The organism is Streptococcus ruminicola (assembly GCF_011387195.1).
In the GTDB taxonomy this organism is placed as follows: Bacteria; Bacillota; Bacilli; order Lactobacillales; family Streptococcaceae; genus Streptococcus; species Streptococcus ruminicola.
This window is the reverse complement of record NZ_CP046919.1, coordinates 221,268-244,099: the sequence shown is the minus strand read 5'-3', so window position 1 is coordinate 244,099 and position 22,832 is coordinate 221,268. Positions and strand designations below refer to the sequence as shown.

At 36.3% G+C, this 22,832-nt stretch carries 32 protein-coding genes and 1 tRNA gene; 24 read left to right on the top strand and 9 right to left on the bottom strand.

All coding sequences use genetic code 11. The annotated features are described in order from the left end of the window. Positions 1-105 precede the first annotated feature (105 nt). The 3 genes from GPZ88_RS01360 to GPZ88_RS01350 are packed head-to-tail and all read right to left on the bottom strand — an operon-like array spanning position 106 to position 1,361. Positions 106-747: a hypothetical protein gene (locus GPZ88_RS01360; RefSeq protein ID WP_009853862.1), complete on the bottom strand. Its 642-nt coding sequence runs from the start codon at positions 745-747 to the stop codon at positions 106-108. Position 748: 1 nt separating this feature from the next. Beyond that, complete coding sequence (locus GPZ88_RS01355; RefSeq protein WP_009853863.1) at positions 749-1,075, bottom strand: replication initiator protein A; 327 nt, start codon at positions 1,073-1,075, stop codon at positions 749-751. Between the two features lie 7 nt (positions 1,076-1,082). After that, positions 1,083-1,361 carry a hypothetical protein gene (locus tag GPZ88_RS01350; protein ID WP_009853864.1) on the bottom strand — a complete coding sequence of 93 codons (279 nt, stop codon included), beginning with the start codon at positions 1,359-1,361 and terminating at the stop codon, positions 1,083-1,085. Between the two features lie 132 nt (positions 1,362-1,493). Here GPZ88_RS01350 and GPZ88_RS01345 point away from each other — a divergent pair, with 132 nt between their 5' ends. Both GPZ88_RS01345 and GPZ88_RS01340 read left to right on the top strand, forming a co-directional pair. Then, on the top strand, positions 1,494-2,093 hold the full coding sequence (locus GPZ88_RS01345) for a helix-turn-helix domain-containing protein (RefSeq protein WP_009853865.1): 600 nt from the start codon (positions 1,494-1,496) through the stop codon (positions 2,091-2,093). A gap of 54 nt (positions 2,094-2,147) precedes the next feature. Beyond that, complete coding sequence (locus GPZ88_RS01340; RefSeq protein ID WP_009853866.1) at positions 2,148-3,305, top strand: tyrosine-type recombinase/integrase; 1,158 nt, start codon at positions 2,148-2,150, stop codon at positions 3,303-3,305. 101 nt (positions 3,306-3,406) lie between these two features. On the opposite strand, the gene GPZ88_RS01335 is transcribed toward GPZ88_RS01340, so the two are convergent. Next, complete coding sequence (locus GPZ88_RS01335; protein WP_021142736.1) at positions 3,407-3,652, bottom strand: type B 50S ribosomal protein L31; 246 nt, start codon at positions 3,650-3,652, stop codon at positions 3,407-3,409. Positions 3,653-3,810: 158 nt separating this feature from the next. Continuing rightward, entirely contained in the window at positions 3,811-4,752 is a 942-nt protein-coding gene (locus GPZ88_RS01330) for a DHH family phosphoesterase (RefSeq protein WP_166043097.1), read from the bottom strand. A 179-nt stretch (positions 4,753-4,931) separates the two neighbouring features. On the opposite strand from GPZ88_RS01330, the gene GPZ88_RS01325 reads away from it, so the two are divergent. The 9 genes from GPZ88_RS01325 to GPZ88_RS01285 all read left to right on the top strand — a co-directional run bounded on the left by GPZ88_RS01325 (position 4,932) and on the right by GPZ88_RS01285 (position 12,152). Continuing rightward, on the top strand, positions 4,932-6,083 hold the full coding sequence (locus tag GPZ88_RS01325) for an iron-containing alcohol dehydrogenase (protein ID WP_039696576.1): 1,152 nt from the start codon (positions 4,932-4,934) through the stop codon (positions 6,081-6,083). Positions 6,084-6,205: 122 nt separating this feature from the next. Then, positions 6,206-7,225, top strand: a complete 1,020-nt coding sequence (gene add, locus GPZ88_RS01320; protein WP_166043095.1) for an adenosine deaminase — start codon at positions 6,206-6,208, stop codon at positions 7,223-7,225. A 41-nt stretch (positions 7,226-7,266) separates the two neighbouring features. Then, positions 7,267-7,710: a flavodoxin gene (locus GPZ88_RS01315; protein WP_006532664.1), complete on the top strand. Its 444-nt coding sequence runs from the start codon at positions 7,267-7,269 to the stop codon at positions 7,708-7,710. 85 nt (positions 7,711-7,795) lie between these two features. Further along, positions 7,796-9,181, top strand: a complete 1,386-nt coding sequence (gene sufB / locus GPZ88_RS01310) for a Fe-S cluster assembly protein SufB (RefSeq protein ID WP_039696579.1) — start codon at positions 7,796-7,798, stop codon at positions 9,179-9,181. 84 nt (positions 9,182-9,265) lie between these two features. After that, the gene (locus GPZ88_RS01305; RefSeq protein ID WP_166043093.1) at positions 9,266-9,973 is read left to right on the top strand and encodes a TVP38/TMEM64 family protein; all 708 of its coding nucleotides are present in this window, start codon (positions 9,266-9,268) and stop codon (positions 9,971-9,973) included. A 34-nt stretch (positions 9,974-10,007) separates the two neighbouring features. Further along, the gene (locus GPZ88_RS01300; protein WP_166043091.1) at positions 10,008-10,295 is read left to right on the top strand and encodes a chorismate mutase; all 288 of its coding nucleotides are present in this window, start codon (positions 10,008-10,010) and stop codon (positions 10,293-10,295) included. 13 nt (positions 10,296-10,308) lie between these two features. Next, entirely contained in the window at positions 10,309-11,529 is a 1,221-nt protein-coding gene (locus GPZ88_RS01295) for a chloride channel protein (protein WP_166043088.1), read from the top strand. Between the two features lie 146 nt (positions 11,530-11,675). Then, on the top strand, positions 11,676-12,023 hold the full coding sequence (rplS, locus tag GPZ88_RS01290; RefSeq protein ID WP_166043086.1) for a 50S ribosomal protein L19: 348 nt from the start codon (positions 11,676-11,678) through the stop codon (positions 12,021-12,023). A 57-nt stretch (positions 12,024-12,080) separates the two neighbouring features. After that, a tRNA-Arg gene (locus GPZ88_RS01285) sits at positions 12,081-12,152 on the top strand. Between the two features lie 80 nt (positions 12,153-12,232). Here the strand turns inward: GPZ88_RS01285 and GPZ88_RS01280 are convergent. From GPZ88_RS01280 to GPZ88_RS01265, 4 genes are all read right to left on the bottom strand, one after another. Further along, the gene (locus GPZ88_RS01280) at positions 12,233-13,300 is read right to left on the bottom strand and encodes a tyrosine-type recombinase/integrase (RefSeq protein ID WP_166043084.1); all 1,068 of its coding nucleotides are present in this window, start codon (positions 13,298-13,300) and stop codon (positions 12,233-12,235) included. 167 nt (positions 13,301-13,467) lie between these two features. Then, entirely contained in the window at positions 13,468-13,899 is a 432-nt protein-coding gene (locus GPZ88_RS01275; protein ID WP_166043082.1) for a hypothetical protein, read from the bottom strand. A gap of 21 nt (positions 13,900-13,920) precedes the next feature. After that, positions 13,921-14,307 (bottom strand): ImmA/IrrE family metallo-endopeptidase, encoded by a 387-nt coding sequence (locus tag GPZ88_RS01270; RefSeq protein ID WP_166043080.1) that lies wholly within the window; start codon positions 14,305-14,307, stop codon positions 13,921-13,923. Beyond that, a complete protein-coding gene (locus tag GPZ88_RS01265) occupies positions 14,294-14,686 on the bottom strand; it encodes a helix-turn-helix domain-containing protein (protein WP_166043078.1) in 393 nt (130 codons plus the stop codon). The genes GPZ88_RS01270 and GPZ88_RS01265 overlap by 14 nt, the downstream gene beginning before the upstream one ends. Positions 14,687-14,860: 174 nt before the next feature. On the opposite strand from GPZ88_RS01265, the gene GPZ88_RS01260 reads away from it, so the two are divergent. From GPZ88_RS01260 to GPZ88_RS01200, 13 genes are all read left to right on the top strand, one after another. Next, the gene (locus GPZ88_RS01260) at positions 14,861-15,091 is read left to right on the top strand and encodes a DUF739 family protein (protein ID WP_166043076.1); all 231 of its coding nucleotides are present in this window, start codon (positions 14,861-14,863) and stop codon (positions 15,089-15,091) included. Between the two features lie 172 nt (positions 15,092-15,263). After that, entirely contained in the window at positions 15,264-15,434 is a 171-nt protein-coding gene (locus GPZ88_RS01255) for a hypothetical protein (RefSeq protein WP_166043074.1), read from the top strand. 220 nt (positions 15,435-15,654) lie between these two features. Further along, positions 15,655-15,924 carry a MerR family transcriptional regulator gene (locus tag GPZ88_RS01250; protein ID WP_166043072.1) on the top strand — a complete coding sequence of 90 codons (270 nt, stop codon included), beginning with the start codon at positions 15,655-15,657 and terminating at the stop codon, positions 15,922-15,924. Position 15,925: 1 nt separating this feature from the next. Beyond that, positions 15,926-16,126 (top strand): hypothetical protein, encoded by a 201-nt coding sequence (locus GPZ88_RS01245; RefSeq protein ID WP_166043071.1) that lies wholly within the window; start codon positions 15,926-15,928, stop codon positions 16,124-16,126. 53 nt (positions 16,127-16,179) lie between these two features. Further along, positions 16,180-16,515: a hypothetical protein gene (locus GPZ88_RS01240; RefSeq protein WP_166043070.1), complete on the top strand. Its 336-nt coding sequence runs from the start codon at positions 16,180-16,182 to the stop codon at positions 16,513-16,515. A 134-nt stretch (positions 16,516-16,649) separates the two neighbouring features. Next, the gene (locus GPZ88_RS01235; protein ID WP_166043069.1) at positions 16,650-17,132 is read left to right on the top strand and encodes a siphovirus Gp157 family protein; all 483 of its coding nucleotides are present in this window, start codon (positions 16,650-16,652) and stop codon (positions 17,130-17,132) included. Beyond that, entirely contained in the window at positions 17,133-17,603 is a 471-nt protein-coding gene (locus tag GPZ88_RS01230; protein ID WP_166043068.1) for a hypothetical protein, read from the top strand. After that, positions 17,581-18,114, top strand: a complete 534-nt coding sequence (locus GPZ88_RS01225) for an NUMOD4 domain-containing protein (RefSeq protein ID WP_166043067.1) — start codon at positions 17,581-17,583, stop codon at positions 18,112-18,114. Before GPZ88_RS01230 ends, GPZ88_RS01225 begins: the two co-directional genes overlap by 23 nt. A gap of 72 nt (positions 18,115-18,186) precedes the next feature. Continuing rightward, positions 18,187-19,305 (top strand): DEAD/DEAH box helicase family protein, encoded by a 1,119-nt coding sequence (locus GPZ88_RS01220; RefSeq protein WP_240915102.1) that lies wholly within the window; start codon positions 18,187-18,189, stop codon positions 19,303-19,305. Next, positions 19,306-20,064 (top strand): AAA family ATPase, encoded by a 759-nt coding sequence (locus tag GPZ88_RS01215; protein WP_166043066.1) that lies wholly within the window; start codon positions 19,306-19,308, stop codon positions 20,062-20,064. 19 nt (positions 20,065-20,083) lie between these two features. After that, positions 20,084-20,611: a hypothetical protein gene (locus tag GPZ88_RS01210; RefSeq protein WP_166043065.1), complete on the top strand. Its 528-nt coding sequence runs from the start codon at positions 20,084-20,086 to the stop codon at positions 20,609-20,611. Positions 20,612-20,639: 28 nt separating this feature from the next. Beyond that, a complete protein-coding gene (locus GPZ88_RS01205) occupies positions 20,640-21,458 on the top strand; it encodes a bifunctional DNA primase/polymerase (protein ID WP_166043064.1) in 819 nt (272 codons plus the stop codon). A gap of 41 nt (positions 21,459-21,499) precedes the next feature. Then, positions 21,500-22,789: a virulence-associated E family protein gene (locus GPZ88_RS01200; RefSeq protein ID WP_166044332.1), complete on the top strand. Its 1,290-nt coding sequence runs from the start codon at positions 21,500-21,502 to the stop codon at positions 22,787-22,789. The last annotated feature ends 43 nt before the right edge of the window (positions 22,790-22,832 follow it).

Below are 22,832 nucleotides of genomic sequence, written 5' to 3'. Positions count from 1 at the left end.
GCTGTTAGAGGGCGCCCTGTTATAAAATTTTCGGGCCCTCCAAAAATTTGACCCCAAAAATTCATTTTCATAATATTTTCATAGCTGTTTTCATAAAATTTTAGACTAGAAATTTTGTAAATCTGAGACAGTTTTTGTGAAAAAATCTTCTGGTTCAACCATTAAAATTTTAGCTGCTTTTTCGATTTGATCTTGAGGTGGAATTTTTAAATTTCGCTTATAAGTGAAAAATTTATCTTTAGCCTTTTTGACTTCTCCTAAGTCATCAGAAGTATCCGAAAACATCAATTGGTTAAACTCAAACCAACGTAAGCCAGATTGTTCACGAAAGATTTTCAGGTTTCTCCAGAATCGACGTTCATTATCTAGTTGATTTAGCTGATGATAAAGTTGAATTCTTTCTGTTTTACGATATTCTGCTGGAAGAAATATTGTTACCTCACCAGGTGTTAGGCCAGGAAGTATTTCTGTATCTGTAACAACTAGAGGAAGTTTAAGTGAATTATCGATATCAGTTAGTATTTTCAATACAAACTGATTAAATGTTAGTTTACTGTCAAGTTTGTACCTCATTAATCTAGGCTGTAGAAATTCAAACATATCTGAGGAGTTGGTAAACCAATTCAGTAGTGTTTGATAATCAATGTCTTTGCTAGAATATTCTTCGTAGTCAATTTTGAAACTTTCTAAGCGCTTTTTAACAAGTAAGTTGTTTTCTTCGTCATTGCCAAAGTAGATTTTCATCATCTCACACCTCGTTAATGTAAGTTCTATAAGGGAGACTATATCCATAAAAAACATCTTCCCTTTCACGTTCAATTAGATTGAATTCTTCTAAACGTCTCATGATTTTTATCATTGTTTCTTTACTGCAAGAAAACATTTTTGCGAGTTCTTTCATGGTATAACTTAGATAAACACTACCATCAGTATCTATCCAACCTTTTTCAGCAGCTTCAATCTGCTTGTCTTTTAAGACCGAGTACACAAAAATATCATTGAATGACAATTCACTATAAAATTCATCTTGGAAGAGAATTTTAGGAATTAAAAAGTTTTCACTATCGTAGTCCATAATATTCTTACCTCTCAAATTGTTGTAGCCATTGAGCAACTTTTCGTTTGTCGTATAAAGTTACTCCGTCAATAACCATATAAGGCATCCCTTCTTTTTGCCATTTTGCAATAGTAGTCGTTGAAACATCTAGCCAACGACTTAAACCAGACATACGAACCAATGGTTTATAAAGTTCCTTGTCTTCAAGGGCTTTTTCAATGGCGGTTTGTAGCATGTTATCGTAGCGAGCTAAAAGCTCTTTTTCTTTTCGCTTAGGTAATTGTAAAATGAATTCTTCAGACATCTTGTTTTTCCTTTCATTGTTTTATAAGCTCCGAACCGAATTACAAATATTTTGTAATTTACAGTTATTATATTACAAAATATTTGTAAAAACAATTATTTTTTACAATTTTTTTGTAAAAATGGTGTATATATGATAAAATATAGCCCAAGCGGAGGTGTTTTATTGGATAATAGAGTGAATGAATTACGAAAACAATTTGGAAAGACAATGAAGGAATTATCTGCAGAGACGGGTATCGGATTATCAACTATTTCAAACTATGAAAATGGTTATTCAACACCTAAAAAGAAAAATGCCCAAATACTTGCAAATTATTTTGGTGTATCTGTTCCATATTTACTTGGCTTGGACGATAACCCAGTTTTAAAAAATCCTAGTGAGGATAGTTTTGTTAAATTGTTTGTTAAGTTTTTAAAAGACGGTTCTGTTGTAAGTAAAAAGATTGATGATTGGACACCTTTTAAAGATGATGTTGCCGGTTTACTTGCTGATATTAGTGGAACAGGAATTTTAGAAAGTCATATTGATTTTTTGATAAAAGAAAAAGGCTATCACCCAATTATTGTGAAAGCCTATAAGCAATTTTTAAAAGAGCAGTCGGATACAGTATTTCCATATCTGTTAAATAAGAGCGGAGATAAAAGCTCACCTTATCATTACGTTTGGGAAGAGTGGGAGAAGTCCGAAGAGTATAAAGTTATGCAGAAAGCTAGACAAAAGAAAGACTAACATGTAATTTCATTGTTTTATAAGCTCCGAAACTTTAGAAACGGAGAAATTGCAATGTCTATTATTAAGTACAAGGCTAAAAAGTCTAAAACAGGCTATCTTTACAAAGTCAGAATTTACCGAGTTATTGACGGGAAACGTCATGATTATTTTAAAAGTGGTTTTAAGACACGTAGAGAAGCTAAGGAGCATGAAGCTATAATTTATCATAAAAAACTAACAGGAGAGCTCACAGAGCTTTTAAAAGCTTCTGAGAGGACTTTTGAGGAAGTTTTTGAAGAATGGTTCAAAACATATCAAGATACTGTAGAGAGGACCACAAGCGTCCGTACTGATGATATGTTTCGGTTACACATCTTACCAATACTAGGAAATTTTAAAATTTCAAAAATAACTCCTTGGCAATGCCAGGAGTTTATCACGGAAAAGGGAAAAACGTTTAGAAATATTAAGCAAGTGAAGTCTTATGCTAATCAAGTTTTTAATTTTGCGGTTAAGATGAAGTTGATTGCTGAAAATCCTATGAGAGATATAACTTTACCAAAACGGGATCATAAGCAATCGGATAATTTCTTTAATGTTGACGAGTTGCATGAATTTTTAGCTATTGTAAAAGCAGAAGAGTCCTACAAAGATTATGCTTTATTTAGATTGCTAGCTTATAGTGGGTTAAGAAAAGGTGAACTTTATTCTTTGAGGTGGTCTGATATTGACTTTGATAAACAAATACTATCTATCACCAAAAATTTAGGGCGAATTAGAGGAAAAGCTGTTGAGAAAAGAACGAAAAACAGGTTCTCAGTAAGACAAATTCCCTTGGATGATGAAACTATTTCTATTTTGAGAGAATGGAAAGTACGTAGTAAAAAAGAAAAAGGGCAACTTTCAGTTACCCCATTAATTGAGAATGATTATATCTTTACGTTTGTTGATAGAGACGGGAAAATACAACCATTGTATCAAGATTATATAAATTATAACCTAAAACGTATTATTGATAAACATAATCTAAAGAAAATATCGCCACATGGTTTTAGACATACTCATGCAACATTGATGATTGAGATTGGTGTAGATCCAGTAAATGCTGCTAGACGGTTAGGGCATGCAAGTAGCCAAATGACACTAGATACCTATAGTCATGTAACCGAAGCTGGAGGAGAAAGAACGATTAAAAAGTTTGCTGATTATCTCAAAAAGTCAAACAACTAATTTTCCAAGACGGTACCAAAAACGGTACTAAAAACAAAAAAAGCCAATTTCGATTTCTCGAAAAAGGCTTAAAATCAACAATAATTGATAAATGCGGTTTATTATTTTGTGAAACCGTATTTTTTGTTGAAGCGATCCACACGACCATCTGCTTGAGTGAATTTTTGGCGACCAGTGTAGAATGGGTGAGAATCTGATGAGATTTCCACACGTACAAGTGGGTAAGTAGCGCCTTCAAATTCTACAGTTTCGTCAGAAGCTTTTGTAGAACCGCTAAGGAATTTGTAACCAGTAGTTGTGTCCATGAATACTACTGGACGGTATTCTGGGTGGATATTTTGTTTCATTGTTAAAAGATTTCCTTTCTGCCATGGTGATTTTTTACGCACCATAGTTATTTTAACTTCTATAGTTTATCAAATAATGCGATATTTGACAAGACTTTTGTGCAAATTAATTGAATTGAAATATAATTGTTAAAAATCGCTCTACAGCAGGCTTGAGCTTAGTTTTTTGAGGCTAGTAAATCTTTGATTTCTTGATAGATTTGCTCGTTTTCCTCAAGGCTGTAAGAATTGGCTCCGCTGGCAAGTGGGTGCCCTCCTCCGTCGTGACGTTTAGCAATCTCGTTGATGACCTGTGTTTTACTACGCAAGCGAACACGGTAGTTACCGTTAGCTTGTTCAACGAAAATTGCCCAAGATTGAACACAATCAATACGACCTGGAGCTCCAACGATAGCAGAAGTTTCAGCTTCAGTGACATTGTATTTTTTCATAGTTTCTTGCGTTAACACCACACGCGCAGCCCCATTATCATCAACTTCTAAGTTATCATAGACAAAGCCTTGAAGTTTCGCAATTTTAAATGAAATAGAGTCCATTTGGCGAGCTAGACTTGAAAAATCAAAGTCATATTCACGTAGTTTACTTGCAATCATGAAGGTTTTGCTGCTTGTAGATGGGTATAAGAAACGTCCTGTGTCTCCAACAATACCAGAGTATAGAAGACGTGCAGCTTCGCTAGAAAATTTTAGACCAGTTGAAAAGGCGAAGTCTGAGATGATTTCGCTGGCACTTGATGCTTTAGTGTCTACATAGAGCAAGTCACCATAAACATCATCGTTAGGGTGGTGATCAATCTTAATAAGGAAATCACCATTTGTGTAGCGGTCATCATCGATACGAGGAGTATTTGCTGTATCTGTAACGATAACCAAAGCACCGTCGTAATCGCTGTCAGACACTTCATCCATTGTCGTAATCCATGCAAGAGTTGGCTCATCAAAACCAGTTGCTAAAACTTTTTTTGCTGGGAAATTATGTTTGATGAGTTCACGTAAACCAGCTTGGCTACCTAGAGCATCTGGGTCAGGTCTTTGGTGACGGTGAATGATAATAGTATCGTAAGCTTTAATTTTTTCTAAAATTTCTTCAAATGTATTCATATCTAAATTCCTTTGTAAGCTAGAGATTTACCCTATTATAGCATGAAATGACTGCGAGGTGGTAATGAGGATTTTTGAAATAAATCAAAGGTTTTATTTTTAATTTTTAGAAGCAAAGTGCTAGAATAATATATGTAAACGTTTTCTAAAAAATAAAAAATCATAAGGAGGCTATACTCATGTCAGTATTTTATGTTCCATCTCAAAATCTTATTGGTCGCGGAGTGGTTAAAGAAATTGGTGGTTACATCAAGAGATATGGTTATAAGAAAGCTCTTTTGGTAACTGACCATTTTATTGCTAAGAGTGATATTTTGCCTAAAGTAACGGCACCGCTTGATGCTGAAAACATTGACTATGTTGTCTATAGTGATGTTGACCCTAACCCAACCGTTAAAAACGTTGAAGAAGGATTAGCAGCCCTAAAAGAAAATGGTTGTGATTTCATCATTTCTCTTGGAGGAGGTTCCCCTCAAGATGCTGCCAGCAGTATGTCCATCCTAGCTACTAATGGGGGTCGTCCTCAGGATTACGAAGGCGTTCAGAAATCAGAAAAACAAGGCTTGCCAGTCATTGCTATTAATACAACGGCAGGAACATCAGCTGAAATTACAATCAACTACGTCATCACAGATGAAGAACGCAAAGTCAAAATGGTTATGGTTGATAAAAATAGCTTGGCTTTGATGTCAGTCAATGACCCAGAATTAATGGTTTCAATGCCTAAGTCATTAACTGCAGCAACTGGTATGGATGCATTAACTCACGCTATCGAAGCTTTGGTAACACCAGGTGCTTACGCAGCAACGAAAAAACTTTCAGTTGGTGCGATTGAGTTAATCAAAGAATATTTGCCACGTGCAGTTGCTGATGGTCATGACCTTGAAGCGCGTGAAGCCATGGTTAATGCTATTTTCTTAGGTGGTATGGCATTTAATAATGCAGGACTTGGTTACGTGCATGCGATGGCTCACCAACTTGGTGCTGTTTATCATTTACCACATGGTGTTTGTTGTGCGATGATTTTACCAATTGTAGAACGCGAAAATGCCAAACATGTTCCAGCAGCTTTCCGAGATGTGGCTAAAGGACTAGGACTTCATACAGAAGATAAAAGTGACCAAGAATGTGCTGATTACGCTATTGCAGAAATTGAAAAATTGTCAGCAACCGTTGGTATTCCTAAGAAATTGACAGAACTTGATATCAAGGAAGAAGAATTCGACTTCGAATTTCTTTCTAAAAACGCTTTGCTTGATGCTTGCGCACCAGGCAATCCATTTATGCCAACATTGGAAGAAACAATCGCTCTTTACAAACAGCTATTTTAAGCTAAAACTTGGATAAGTTGCAGGAAAAATCCTGTGACTTATTTTTTTGAGAAAAATTTCTTTGCAAAACAAAAAGAATGTGTTAAGATAGTACCTAAAAAATTTAATTAGAGGAGGCTAATTTGGATACAACAACATTAAAAGAATTGGCAAAAACAGAACTTCATTGTCACTTGGATGGTTCCATCTCATTGGAGACAATTCGTCAATTAGCAGATATGGCAGATATTGCTGTTCCAGCAGCAGATGAAGATTTGAAAGACTTAGTTACCGCACCTGCTGAGGCAGAATCTTTGATGGATTATTTAAAAGCATTTGATTTTGTCCGTCCGCTTTTGCAGACGAAAGAAGCTCTTCATTTGGCTGCTTATGATGTTGCTAGACAAGCTGCGCAGGAAAATGTGATTTATACTGAAATTCGCTTTGCGCCTGAATTTTCAATGGACCAAGGCTTAACAGCTTCTGAAACTGTTGAAGCTGTACTTTCAGGTCTTAAAAAGGCAGAAGCAGATTTTGGCATTGTGGCTAAGGTTCTTGTCTGTGGCATGAAACAATCGCCTGCACATGTGACACGTGATATTTTTGACCATGTTATCCAGTTAGCTGACAAAGGATTAGCTGGTTTTGATTTTGCAGGAAATGAACTAGATTTTCCACCTGCAGAATTAGAGGCTATTATCAAGCACACTCAGGAGTTAGGACTTCCTTTGACATTTCACGCTGGCGAGTGTGGTTGCGCTCACTATATTGTAGATGCTATCGCCCTTGATATCAAGCGCCTTGGTCATACCACAGCTATTTATGACCAACCTGAATTGATTCAAGAATTTGTCAAAAAAGGTGTGACAGCTGAGTTATGCTTGACAAGCAATCTCCAAACCAAAGCTGCGAAATCTTTAGCTGAGTTTCCTTTTCTTACTTTGAAAAATGCTGGTGCTAAGATTACCATTAACACCGATAACCGTACGGTTTCTGACACTAACTTAACAAGAGAATACGCACTCTTTGCCAAACACTTTGGTGTTGGCATCGATGATTTCCTAACATTTAATAAAAATGCTATCCAAGCATCCTTTACAACAGAAGCCCAAAAAGCTGATTTATTATCGAAAATTGACAATTTATATAAAACATTTCTGTAAAAATATGCTACAATAGTGGTAATTTATGTTTGGAGGGAACTATGGCTTTAGTTAAGATTGTCTATGCCAGCATGACAGGAAATACTGAAGAAATTGCTGACATTGTTGGAAATAAGTTCGAAGAACTTGGACACACTGTCGAAGTAGACGAATGTACAACAGTTGATGCAGCTGATTTTGAAGATGCTGATGTTGCGATTGTTGCATCATACACATACGGTGATGGTGAATTGCCAGATGAAATCGTTGATTTTTACGAAGATCTTGCAGATGTTGATTTGACAGATAAAATCTTCGGTGTTGTTGGATCTGGTGATACTTTCTACGATTACTTCTGTAAAGCAGTTGACGAATTTGAAGCACAATTTGCCTTGACTGGTGCAACAAAAGGTGCGGATTCAGTTAAAGTTGACTTAGCTGCAGAAGATGAAGATATTGCAAATCTAGAAGCTTTCGCAGAAACTATTTCTGAAAAAGTAAACTAAATAAGAAACTGAGGTTGGAGTGTGCTCCAATCTCTTTTTTTCTCTTCCTTTCATAAAGAATTTTTTTATAAAGTGAGGTGTCATTATGACTAAAAATAGAGATTACGATTATGGTTTTCACGATGATCTTACTCCGACTTATTCGACGGGTAAGGGGTTAACAGAAGAAATCGTGCGAAATATATCTGCTTACAAGCATGAACCCAAATGGATGCTTGATTATCGCTTGAAGAGCTTGGAGTTGTTTTATAAACTTCCTATGCCAGATTTTGGACCAGATTTATCTGGAATTGACTTTGATGATGTCATTTATTTTCAAAAGCTAGCAGATAAGAAGGTTAATGACTGGGATGATGTTCCAGATAAGATTAAAGAAACTTTTGAGCGTTTAGGGATTCCACAAGCAGAGCGTGACTACCTTTCTGGTGCTGTAGCTCAGTACGAGTCTGAAGTGGTTTATCATAATATGAAAGAAGAGTTCCAAAAACAAGGAATTATCTTTACCGATACTGACACAGCTCTGCAAGAATATCCAGACTTATTTAAGGAGTATTTTGGAAAAATTGTCTCAAATAGTGAGCATAAATTTGCCGCTTTAAATGGTGCTGTTTGGTCAGGTGGAACTTTTATTTACGTGCCAAAGGGCGTGCAGTGTGATATTCCAGTACAGACTTATTTTCGTATTAATGGTGAAAATGCAGGACAATTTGAACGTAGTTTGATTATTGTCGACGAAGGAGCTTCAATTCAATACATTGAAGGTTGCACCGCTCCCAATTACACAACCAATAGTCTTCACGCAGCAACGGTAGAAATTATTGTCAAACGTGATGCTAGTTTTCGTTACACGACCATGCAAAATTGGTCTGATAATGTCTACAACCTAGTAACTGAACGTGGTAAGGTCGAAGAAAACGGCATGTTAGAATGGATTGATGGTAACCTCGGAAGTAAGGTCAATATGAAATATCCATGTTCGATTTTAGACGGTCCACACGCCAAAACGTCAGTGCTTTCCATGGCATTTGCCAATTATGGTCAACACCTAGATGCTGGCTGTAAAGTTTATCACAATGCTCCACATACCTCATCAACCTTGATTTCAAAATCAGTGGCTAAGGATGGTGGCAAGACAGACTATCGTGGTTCAGTTTACTTTGGCAAGCATAGTGAAGGCTCAAAATCACACATTGAATGTGATACGATTTTAATGGATGATTTATCAAGTTCAGATACTATCCCATTTAATGAAATTCATAACTCAAATGTATCTTTGGAACACGAAGCTAAGGTTTCAAAAGTTTCTGAGGAACAGCTCTATTACATGATGAGTCGAGGAATTTCTGAAGAAGAAGCAACAGCCATGATTGTTAATGGCTTTATGGAGCCGATTACCAAAGAACTTCCTATGGAATATGCCGTTGAAATGAATAGTTTGATTACTATGAGTATGGAAGGTTCTGTTGGATAAATTTTTGAAAATTCTAAAAAATAATCTTTTTATCTCTTGAGTCTTCTTGTCAAGCTATAAACTTTTCTTTATAATGGAAACGATATGAAAAAACATGAGTACAAATATGGTCAGCTACGCAAGTTATTAGTAATTCTTGGTTTGCTTAGTATTTGTGGCTATTTTATGATTTATGTCATCAGGCACTGGCAATTGATTGTTTCTTTTTGGCAATCTAGCTCAGAGACAGCTTTGACACAGTTTTTGATGCAGTTACGAACAAAAAATCTGCTGAATATCACTATTTTGCTATTTTTGACAGCTCTGACAGCAGTCATTCCTTTTATGTCGAATGCGATTTTTGCTATCTTTAATGGCTTGATTTACGGACCTGCTATTGGCTTTTTGATGAATCTCTCAGCAAATGTTCTTGGAAATTTTCTCTTTGTCAGAGTTCTGGAAATGATTGATTTGAAGGACAATGATAGCAAGTTGAAGAAACATTTTGCAGGATTTAAAAATGTCATCAATGCTGTTGAAAATCAAGAACTAGGCATTATGCTAGGTTACATGATTCCTGTGATTCCAACCCTGCTGATCAATTATCACGTGGCAAAAATCAAATTGCCTTGGCGCAGATGGGTTCTCTACGTTACAATCGGAGTATTGCCGAGTAGTTTATTGTATGCCTTAGGTGGTGATGCGGTCGTTGCGGGAAATTTAAGACTGATTATTGTACTGCTTGTTATTTTTATTGCCATCAGCTTATTGGGAACTTATTTCAAACGAAAAAAGAATAAGTCATTTTTATAGTAGAAATTCAAAAAAAGATAAGGATAGAGAAAAAATGTCAGTAAAAGATTTGGATGTTATCCGTCAAGAAATTGATCAAGTGGATCAGGAATTAGTAGCACTTCTTGAAAAACGCATGACCTTGGTGAATCAAGTAGCAGCATATAAAAAATCTACTGGAAAAGCTATTTTAGATACCAGTCGTGAAGATGCTGTCTTAAAAAAAGTTGCTAGTCGTGTTCAAAATAAAGCTTTTGAGGCAACATTAGTTGATACTTTTGCGGACATCATGAAAAATTCACGCAACTATCAAGCTAAACAATTAAAGTCTGATTTAGATTAAGAAGGTAGCTCTAATGATTAAAAAGTTAAAAGATAACCAAGATTATTCTTATGCTGTCCTCTTAAAAGTTATCGGCGCAAGTTTTCTTATTGGAATTTTAATAGGCTGTGTCGATACTGTATTTGGTCGCGTCTTGTTAATGCTTAGTGCTTTTCGAACAGAAAACTTCAATTATGTGATTCCATTTTTGGGACTAATTGGGCTTGTTATTGTTTTTCTTTATCAAAAAGCGGACAGTCGAGCTAGCAAAGGAATGGGGCTACTTTTTGCGGTGAGTCAAGGAGATGAAAAGGAAATTCCCTTGGTTATGTTACCTTTGGTAACTTTAGCAACTTGGCTAACTCATCTTTTTGGAGGAAGTGCTGGTCGTGAAGGTGTTGCTGTCCAACTTGGGGCGACGATTTCACATGCTTTTAGCAAGTTTTTCTCTTTTGAAAATAGCTCCCGCTTGTTTCTTGTAACGGGTATGGCAGCTGGTTTTGCTGGTTTGTTTCAAACCCCTTTAGCGGCTGTCTTTTTTGGACTTGAGATATTAGTTCTTGGAAAATTGCAATTGCCAGCTCTTTTACCAATGACAATTGCTTCATTTGTGGCAAGTGCAACATCGCACGCATTAGGATTAGAGAAATTTGCCCATTTTGTCAATGTTTCACTAACTTTTAATGCTTGGCTGTTTTGCAAACTTGCTTTGCTGGGACTTATTTTTGGACTAGTCGGCAATGCCTTTGCTGCTTTACTTGCCTATGCTAAGCAAAAAGCCAAAGAAGTTATGGATAATCCCTACTATCGAATTTTGTTTGGCGGGATTGTGCTTAGTCTTCTTTTCTTGATGTTGTATCATGGACGTTATTCAGGTCTTGGAACTAATCTGATTGATGCTAGCTTTTCTGGAAAAGACATTTACTTTTATGATTGGTTATTGAAACTAGTTTTGACTGTGGCAACTTTGGCAATTGGTTTTCAAGGTGGCGAAGTCACACCACTCTTTGCCATCGGTGCATCACTCGGTGTTGTTTTAGCAAATGCCTTTGGTTTGCCAGTTGAATTTGTTGCAGCGGCAGGTTACATCAGCGTCTTTGGTAGTGCCACAAACACACTTTTAGCTCCGATTTTTATTGGAGGAGAAGTCTTTGGTTTTGCCAATTTGCCATATTTTACTTTAGTTATGATTTTTGCTTACAGCCTTAATCGAAAACACTCTATTTACACAGGGCAAGAGGTTTTGGCATTCTAGAAAAAATACTCAAAAAAGTCAGCCATTTTGCTTTACAGTTATGGTGATTTTTGATAAAATACGAAGAGTGTGTAATGGACGCACTAAAATACGGCTAATCCGCTGGGACAAGCACCTAATGATTAGTAAGATAGGAGAATAAATAAATGAATCCATTAATTCAAAGTTTGACTGAAGGTCAACTACGTAATGACATCCCTGCATTCCAACCTGGTGATACTGTTCGTGTTCACGCAAAAGTTGTTGAAGGAAGCCGCGAACGTATCCAAATTTTCGAAGGTGTGGTAATTTCACGTAAAGGTCAAGGGATCTCAGAAATGTACACAGTTCGTAAAATTTCAAGTGGTATCGGTGTTGAACGTACATTCCCAGTTCACACTCCACGTGTAGAAAAAATCGAAGTTGTTCGTCACGGTAAAGTACGTCGTGCTAAACTTTACTACTTGCGTGCATTACAAGGTAAAGCTGCTCGTATTAAAGAAATCCGTCGTTAATTTTGACGATAAAGATTCGATAATAAAAATCTGTCCTTGCGACAGATTTTTTCATAGCTCCCCTTAGTTCAATGGATATAACAACTCCCTCCTAAGGAGTAGTTGCTGGTTCGATTCCGGCAGGGGAGATAGAACCTATTGTAAAAGCCCTTGATTTCAAGGGTTTTGTTACGTTATAAAGTGGGCTAGCCCGAAAACAGCCCGAAAAGCTAAGCAATCTTTCGAACAAAGTCGAAAACTTCGTCTTGTTTTTTCTCAAATAGATGGGCATACGTTTGAAGTGTTTCTGTAGCGTCCTTGTGTCCTACAAGTCTTGCAATCGAAACAACGTCAACATTGTGGTAAATTAAGAAGCTTACATATGTGTGTCTCAAACCATGACAAGTAACTTCGGTTTGAGTTCGTTTTTTAATTAGTTTATTAGCCATGCTATTTGAAACGTGAGTAAACAATCTGTTATCATCATTTTCTACAAAACCAGTAGCTAAGTATTTATCGAGCATATCTAAAAATTCTTGATTAATTGGGACTTTGCGAACTGATTGTGGGTTTTTGGTTTTTCCCCAACCGCGCCTTGCACCATTGATTTTATACGTCCTAAAAATGTAAATGTATAATTCTTTACGATTGATACAATTGTCGTCGTTTGTTAGACCTTGCGCTTCGGAAAAGCGCAGACCTGTTTTAGCAACAACATAACAAAAGAAACTTGATTGATATTGAATTGTCTTGCTGACACTTTCAATAAATTCTGCACGTTGATCTAATTCAAGGTACTTGTCCTCTTCTTTTTTGGATTCAACAGATGAATGTATTTTTACCAACGTTGTGAAATCTTTTTTTAAACTACCTTCATGTAATGCCACTTTAATAGCTTGCCTGATATTCGAATTAATACGCTTCACAGTTTCTTTGACATATCGTTCGCTTAAATCATTAAAGACTTTTTGATATTGTGTAGCGGTGATTTTGGACAGCTTTGCGCTCTTGAAATATTCTTTGATAACTTTATGGGTAAATTTGTATTTAGTATACGTCTCAGGGTCGACTTCAGGTTTTTTGTAAATTTCCATCCATTCTTTGAAATAATCAGCGAGTGTTATATTTTTATCTTCATGAATGCCTTCTGACAATTCTTTTTGAGCGATGGCCGCAGCGTTGACCGCCTCCGCTTTGGTTTTAAAGCAGCTCTTGGAAATTTCTTTGTATTTCCCATCAGCTGTTTTGTAGCTAATTCGGAATTGCCAGCCTGATTTTTTCTTTCTATAGAATGCCATTGTTTTAACCTCACTTTTTTGGTAAAATAGTGTATACAAAAAGCAACGGACCTGGATTTTTCCATTTCCAATTTTAAGTAATCAATTAAGTTGTTTTTTGTGCTTATTATCTATCCCTTACACTCGAAATTTGGTCGTGGAGAGTGTGAGGGATTTTTTGTGTCGTTTTAGCATTGACTTGCAACGTCAACAATACGTTCCAGGTCTGACAAGTCTTTTGGTTTAGGGTCTTTAATATACGTGCTAAGCGTAGAACCGTTTTTAAGTGTAACACGAACAATGATTTTTGAAATCTTATCTCTAGTAGAAGCAATGCCGACTAAAGCGCCGACATTACCAGCTACCAAGCTACCGATTGTAGCGTTACGGATTGTATGACCTTTTTTAGTTCGTACATCCATATCAATGTCAACGACATCAGAAACCTTAAAATAGCGTGGCAAGAAATATCCAATACGCATTTGTTTGCTTTGTGCGTCAACAGCTAAAGATAGCGTGCTAACTGTTGATTTAAAGCCATATTTCTTATTCCCTCTAACAATATTAATAGCTCCAAGGATAAAAGCGGCTACCATTGCTAATAAAATTAACCACAACATTTTTCAATACCTCCAAAAAACTTAACTAATTAATTTCAAAAACTCTTCTTTAACTAGTTCTTCATCTAAAGCGGTGATTAGATCGTATTTTTCCATAAAACGAACATAGTTAAAATCTTTTATTTCTTCTTCGTCGTATTCAGAAATTTCTTCTTCCAAAATAGAACGAATCATTTCTCGGTTTGCTTGAATTTCAAACAATTCTCGTCGTCTATCATATTGGCTTGCATCGTGTTCCAGATGTCCAAGCTCATGGTAGATGACTTTTTTCTTTTCCATTTCCGATAAAGCGCTATTAACATAAACCGTGCGAAGAGGTGGATAATAAAATCCAGCTCTATCCCACAAGGATGGTGGGTATTCGCATAGTTTAATGTTATATTGTTTTACAATCTCATTTATTGTCACTTCCTGTCACTCCTAGAGATAACTCAATAATTTGAGCTATTTTATTTACATCGGCATCAGACAATGGCTTACCATCGAATAACACGACGTTGTCGCGCAACGTTGACAGATCAATGGCATTTTCTGGAACATCATCACTACTTTCAGCGACATCATACCCCATCAACCAAGAAGCTGAAACGTTTAATGTTTTAGCTAACAAAACAAGTTTATCCTGATCAGGAACAGATTTGCCACTAACATATTGAGATAAAGCACTTTTGCCAAGTTTCACTCCCAATTCTCGTTGATATTTTTCTGAGCTTTTCAAAATATCAACTTGTCTCAAATTCCGCTCACTCATTAGTTGAGCAAGTCTTTGCGCTGTCGTTTCTTTCATTTTTTATTCCTTTCATTTTACGTGTATATTATATAGTAAAAAGAAAAAAAGTTCAAGACAAAAGCAAAAAAAGTTCAAAAAAATGAACAAAAGTACTTGACGCCGATTTTTTTTGAGTATATAATAAAGCCATAAAGTTCAAGAGATTGAACAAACGAAAGGTGGTGAGCTTGAATGCTATATGATTACTCAAAACTCAATGGTAGGATTGTCGAAGTTTTTGGAACAAAAAAGAAATTTGCTGAAAGCATGAATTTAAGTGCGAAGTCCATTTCTTCAAAAACTAACAACAAAAGAAGTTGGCAACAAGATGAAATTTCAAAAGCGTGTGAATTGTTAAAAATTCCAGAAAATGAAATCAATCTATATTTTTTTAAATTCAAAGTTCAAGAATTTGAACATTAATTGATGATTTTTCCAGCTAGGTTGATACAGCTCTAGCAGGTCAAAAAATATTTACGCAGTTTAGAAAGTCTCCTATTAGAAAAGAATGTTCCTCCGATGAATACAATTGACATTATGAGGCTTGCTAGGGCTATACCAGCCTAGCTGGAAAATGAAATAGAAAGGATATGGCATGAAAACAGGACAACTTATTTTAGAAGCAATGCAGTCTGTTTTAGATGATTTAAAAACTTCTGACAGCAAAGAATTTGACACTCGTAGAACTAGAGTTCTTAGTTTGCTATCAGAAGCTTATGAAAACTATTCGCCTATTGCAATTTTTGAAGACGCAGAATCTCGTTAAATTCTGATTCATAGTCAGTCAAAAGTTGCATGTTAGATTGTGGATAATTCTTCTTGCTTAATTTGGCTGTAACTACCGCAATAGCTAAATCGTGGGCGATTTGCTCTTTAGAAATCATATAATCACCTCCTTTCGAGATGATTATACCAAAAAAAGCCACTGAAAAATCAGTGACTTACCAAAAAAACTTACTTACATTATACCAGAAAGGAGCGCAAAAATGAATGATATTGCTGAATTAATCGAAGTTAAGATTGACGCAGTAGTAACGTCAGTTTTAGCAAATAAACTTGATTTCTTGGATAAAGATAATCAATACAGCCCTCTGATGACACAAAGCGAAGCGAGAAAGTGGCTTGGTATCGGTGATGACACGTTGAAATATTACATTCTTAAAGGAATGCCTGTTATCAAGAAAGGCGATAAAATTTATCGAATTCCAAGGGACGCAGTAAAAGAATGGATTAAGAATGAATGGAGAAACATTTAACATGGACTTATTTATTATCTGCTTTAGTTTAGCAGCAATCATATACGTGCTTACATTGCCGTTCGTTGGCAAGCGAGCGAGAGAATCAAGAATCGTCGAAAATATTCAACCGGCTTTTGTATTTGAAAGTTATGTTGTGAAAGAGAAACGTTACGACGATATGATTAAAGCGCTAGACGCAATGTACGGACGAGGCAAATAGCAAGAACACACAAACTACCAAAAAAGTATTTCACAAAAAAGGAGAATAAAACAATGAAACAAACACAAACATTTATCGTATTTCGCAGCAAAGAAAATGGACATTTCTTAATGGAATATAAGAACAGAGCTAGAGTATTAGCATTTGAAGCAGGTTGGTGTAAAGACATTAATGACGCAATTACCACTACTGAAGAAGCTTACATGGAAGACAAAGAGAAATATGAAGGAATGTTACAGATGTTCAATGCAGAGCCTTTAAAAGTCGAAGCTGAATATACATTCAAAACGTTAGATGGCAAAGAACCAGAAGAAATTGAAGCCGACAGCAAACCTAAACGTGAAGAACTGGCTGATGTACTATTTGACGCACTTTTCGGAGGTGATTAAGCAATGAACATGCAAGAGCTTATCAAAGAGAACGAGTTTCTTCGAGACGAACTAAGACGGACTCGCAAAGAATGCGATGAACGCGATAAGCTTCTCGATGAAATCAGAACATTTTTAGAAAGAAAGGTGAAATAATGGCTTATCTTTACGAACTTGAAGGCATTTATGCAGAACTTCAAGATATGGAACTAGATGATGAAACGTTTCAAGACACACTTGATAGTATTAATTTTCAAGAGGATTTAGAAAACAACATTGACTACTTTGTCAAAATGTACAAGAACAGTTTAGCTGATGCAGAGGCTTGCAAACACGAAAAACAAGCCTTTGCTGAAAAAGAAAAACGTAACAAAGCTAAAGCAGATAAATTTAAAGAGTATATCAAACGAGCGCTTGAAATTAGCAACGTTAAAAAAGTTGATACTGGTAAATTCAAAGTTTCTCTTCGCAAGTCTAAAAAAGTTGAAATCTTGGACGAAACCAAAATTCCGCTTGATTACATGAATGAGAAACATGAATGGACGCCGAATAAAACAGAGCTCGCTAGAGCGATGAAAGCAGGTGCTGAAATCGAAGGAGCGGTACTGGTAGAGAATGAAAGTCTACAGGTGAAATAGATGCGGATTTTAGCTATTGATCCATCTTCAAACAAAATCGAAACCAGTACAACGGGAATTGTTTTATTAGACAATGCAAGACTTGAATGTTCTTGGGTAGCAACATATGGCATGCGAGGGTTTAAAGAGTGGTATACGACTATTGGATTTGATTTAGAACCAGATGTCGTTGTTGTTGAAAAGTTCGAAGCGCGTGACAATGATAAGTCCAAAGATAATTCAGTTTTAGAAACCATTGCATTTATTGAAATGTGTTTTCCAAACTTAATCCTTCAAAGGAATGCGGGCTACAAATCAGATATTCCAGATGAACTTTTAAAAACTTTAGGTTTATGGAAATTCGAAAAAAGCCATCATCAGGACTGCAGAGCGGCTGCAAGGCTGGGCTTGTTCTATGCTTTGAGAAACGATATTAAAGAAGTAATTGATGATATTGGGAGAGTGGTAAATGGAAATATGGAAAAATATTAAAGGCTACGAGGGGTGTTATCAAGTTTCAAACATGGGACGTATAAAAAGCCTATCTAGAAAAGTTTGGAATGGGAAAAACTACTTCTGGACAAGCGAAAGAATTTTGAGGCCGGGTTTAGATAGAGATGGATATTTTCTTGTAAATCTCTCTAAAAATGGTAAAGCAAAAACTGAAAAAGTACACAGGCTAGTTGCAAAAACATTTATTCCAAATCCAGAAAATAAAGAAGCTGTTAATCATATTGATGAAGATCCATCTAATAATAAATTAGAAAATTTAGAATGGGCAACAGTGTCCGAAAATAATAATCACGGTTGGCATAATAAACGCTCTTCAAAAAGTAGGAGCAAGCCTATTCTTCAACTGAATTTAGATGGAGAATTCTTGCAAGAATACCAATCTGCAACAATTGCAGCGCAAAAATTAGAAATGTGTAGAGTCTCTATCAGTAATTGTTTGAATGGAAAAACTAGTACCGCTGGTGGATATAGATGGAGGTATAAAGCTTGACAGAAATTATATTAAGAAAATGGCAGAAGGAGGCAGTATCCCGAAGTTCAAGATTAAATCACGGTATTTTTCTTGAAGCTTTGGGAGGTTGAAGGTCGAGGCAAGACCATCTGCGCTTTATCAATCTGTAAAGCTAAAAGTGCTGAAAAAGTCATCATCGTTAATAACCGAGTGGCTATTTTAGACGGTTGGAAAGAAACCGTTAAAAAATTTGGTTTTGACAAAGAGTTTGAAGTTGTCTATTTGACAGACAGAGCTTTACAAAACCGTGTTAAAACGCAAAAAATAGCTTGTGACGTGCTTATTATTGACGAGTGGCAAAATGTATCAAGTGATAAAAACGTGCGAGCATATGCCAAAATAAAGCGCAATTACACGATAGGATTATCAGCTACACCGATTAGAAAAAAAGGACAAAATTTTTACCCTTTAGAAAAAACACTGTGGGGATTTGCTAACCCTAATAGAAAATTCGATTGGCAGAAAACACACGGAAAAATGGTATATGATCCATTCTCTTACTCAAAAGAGAAGTGGGATGATTTCAGAGATTATGAAACATACGTTTCTAAATTACCAAATTTCATGCGTTGGGAAGAGATTGAAGAGATTGAAAACGCTGAAAAAAACAATGGATACGAAATCAAATTCTTCCAAAAAACAGTTCCTGTTGCTAATCCTGAAAAACTAAAGCAATTCAAAAAAATGAATTTAGTAACAGTTGATGGCAAAACAGCCATGGCTAAACAATCGTTTGGACGCAAGACGTTTGAACGCTATCTAGACCAGACTGGTGTTGCTGTTGATTTTCCAAAATTAAAGGCAGTAAATGCTGATACACCGCTCTTAAAAGAGTTAGACGGTCTAATTGAACGAGCACCACACGGCATGCTGATTGTTAGCAAATCTAAGCAGGTTGTTAACGTCATTCATGAACGCAATCCAAATACAGGAATTTGGACAGGAGATGTTAAAGAAGGCATTGATAACCAAACAGTCGTTGCTACAAGTCAAGTTTTGGGTGTTGGTGTTGATGGTCTTCAGTATCGTTTTCAAACAATTGTCGTTCTTGACCCAGTTGACAAAGATAGCGGTGAATATGACGACTATCGCCAGCTTTTATGGCGAGTAACAGGAAGTCGTCAGCAGCATGATGTCAACGTTATTGAATTTTATTACAAAGGAGAATAAATGTTTAAACTACCAGAAAACAAACCACAAGTACCGAGAGACACACCACGAAACTATTTCATCTATGGCGAAACAATGAGCGGAAAATCTTACTTAGCTAACGAATTTCCAAATCCGATTGTTTTGAACACGGACGGAAACGCCAGTGCTAACAGCGTGCCAGCTATCCAATTAATTAATGAAAAGGATAAAAGTGGCAACATTACAAAATCGGTTATTGATCAGCTAAGCGAAATTTTGCTAGCTTTGCAAACACAAGAACACACATACGAAACAGTCGTAGTTGATGTTATTGATGATGTCATTGACATGATTAAAATTGCAGTATGTGGGCAATTTGGCGTCAAATCATTGTCTGAAATCAGCTACGGTAAAGGCTATGACTACTTTAACCAAGCTTTGACAGAGCTTGTAATTGACTTAAAAGCATTACCAATGAACGTCATCTACATCAGTCGTCAGATTTCAGAATATGATGACAAAGGTAATGCTACAAAAGATAAACCAAGCTTAAAAGATAAATATGTCAATCTTATCAATGGTAATTCGGATTTGATGATTCACACCGAAAAAATTGGCAACAATTACAATCGTGAAGTCGACCGAAAACGCAAAACATATTATGCAGATCAAGTCGATGACAAAGCTATTTTAAAAATCTTGCAAACTATTCGTGGTGCTGTTGAACCAGCTAAAATGAAAATCCCACGCAAGCAAGAACCTAAAAAACAAACAACTACTAACAACGATTTATTTTAATTAAAAGGAGAATATACACATGAGTTTACTAGACATTGCAAAATCAATTAAAAAAGATGGATTCGACCCACGCAAAGACAGCGTTAATGGACAACCAGCTATCCCCGCAGGAACTTATCCAGTAGTTTTGCGAAAAGCTACTTTTAATGTGTCAGAGAGCGGCTGGGAAAGCCTTGGCTATCAATTCGAAGTTCGCGGCGGAGATTATGATGGACGTTCGGATTTCGTGACATTTGGAACACTGGACACATGGAAAACAAGAGATGGAAAAACAGTGGATTTAGGCTGGTCTGTTGAAAAAACTATTAAATTTTTCCAAAAAGCAATTGTTTTAGCTGGCGACCAAGTAATGAACAGCGATTTTGATGACGGTAAAGCTATGGAAGAAGCTCTTCAACGTAAAGCGGTTGGTTCTTATTTCAACCTTGTAATTGACGAAGGTGTTTCTAAAAAAGGCAAAGAATACCGCAACTACGACCTTGAAGAAGAACAATCTCAGCCAATGATGTCAGCTGATGAAATTGACGACGATGACCTTCCATTTTAAAAATCTGCATTAGACAGGAGATGTTAGCATGCCTTGCATGAAAGATTATGCTTTGAAATACAATAAGCTAGGCTTTTCAGTAATTCCAATCAATCCAAGAAATAAAATGCCGTTGATTGACTTCGCGAACAAAACGATGTCAGCTGATGAAATTGAGAATTTTTGGAATATCTATCCAAATGCTAACATCGCTGTTCGAACGACTAATTTCTTCGTCATCGACATTGACAAGCACGGACCAACCAACGGTTTTGAAAGTTTGAAAAAATGGGATGGTTTAAAGCTTATCGAGCCAACTTTACAAGCTAAGACTGCCAGTGGGGGAAAACATCTTTTCTATTTTAAAAGAGAAGATATTCAAATCAGTCAAATGATTGGTTTCCTTCCAGGCGTTGACATCAAAGCGCATCCAAACAATTATGTTTTGGTGGCGCCGTCAGCAACAGATAAAGGCCAATACGAGTGGGATTTAGAAAAATCTAAAGAAGGCTTGACAATGGTCACACCGTCAAAACAACTAATAGAAGCTATTAAAAAACAATATGCTTTAACGAACGGGCATAGCTACGATGGTAAAGACGGCTTGCGAGCTTTAAGAGCAAGAACGTATCAAAAAAGCAGAAGTCAGACAACTGAATTGTTCGAAACCATCGCGGTTGGTTTTGGTGATGAAGGTGAACGTAATGACAAGCTAGCCAGCTTCGTTGGTGGCTTGCTGTACAGGGCAGTTGATGACGAATTAGTCCTTCAGTTAGCGCAGATAGCAAACAATAACAGTGTCAGCCCACTTCCACAGCAGGAAGTGGAGCGAACTGTTGCAAGTATGATTAAAAAAGATAGAAGGTGATTGTAATTGGTGATGTAATTAGCATCGACAGAAATGCAGGTATGATTACCACAAAAGATGGCAATATTAAAGCTAACAGTCCAAATAACGTTTTAATGGCTTTTAAGTCTGATGATCAATTAAGCATTTATTTAAAACACAACGAATTCTCGCAAGAGCATGAATTAATCAAAGATATAAAAATCGGTAACACTCATTTTAAAAAAGGCGAGCTACCTTCTAATTTTGATTCAGTTGTTAAGGTTTATTTCGAAAGTGTGTTGAAAGTAGCTTTTTCAAATCAAGCGATGGTTGATGGTATGGAAACATTCTTCTCAGAAAGAACTTACAATCCAGTCGTTGAATATATGGAAGAAGCAGCCAAAGAATGGGACGGAAGGGAACGAATTAATCGCATGTTTCAAGTCTATTTAGGTGCTGACGACATTGAATTAATTTCAAAGATTGCTCAAATGTGGTTGATTGGAGCGGTCGCCAAAGTTTATGATCCATACGTTAAATTTGATTATGTTTTGGATTTAGTTGGTGGGCAAGGCGTTGGTAAAACGTCTTTACTTCAAAAATTGGGTGGCGCTTGGTATACAGACGCTGTTACAGATTTTGCAAACAAAGACAATTACGACATCATGCTTAAAAGTTTGATCGTCAATGATGATGAGATGGTGGCAAGCAATCGCATGTCATTTGCCGAAACCAAGGCTTTTATTTCAAAAACAAGTCTGCGTTTTAGAAAGCCTTACATGAAACGAACGGAAGAATTTGCAAAGAATTTCGTTTTGGCACGCACAACCAACCAAAAAGAATATCTGAAAGACAAAACAGGTGAACGTCGTTTCTTGCCAATTATGGTAAATGCTGAGAAACAAAAGAAACACCCAATGGAAATCAAACCAGAAACGATTAAACAGATCTGGGGCGAAGCAGTGACACTTTTTAAAAATGGTGCAAGTTTGATGTTCGATGAAGAGACAGAGAAAGAATTAAATGTTTATCGCGAACGATTCATGTACAGAGACGAAGTCGAACAACAAGTTCTCGAATACTTAGACATGCCAATTCCTAGCAATTGGGAACAGATGTCTGCTCAAAAGCAGCATCAATATACGCAAGCTTACTTCGACAACGATCCAGCCTTTGATGGTGGTGATTGCCAACTTACGAAAGTTTCAACGCGTGAAATGATGTACAACTTATTCATGAGAAATTCAAGCGACAGGAAACTTTCGACAAAAATAAATATGGTCATGGATAATCATCCTGACTGGGAGAAAAAGCAATTTAAAATTGCTGGTAAAAACACTAAAGGATTTAGGCGAAAAAATCAAAAATAGTTCGGTTACTTTTAGTGTTTTATCGGTTACTTACGGTTACCTT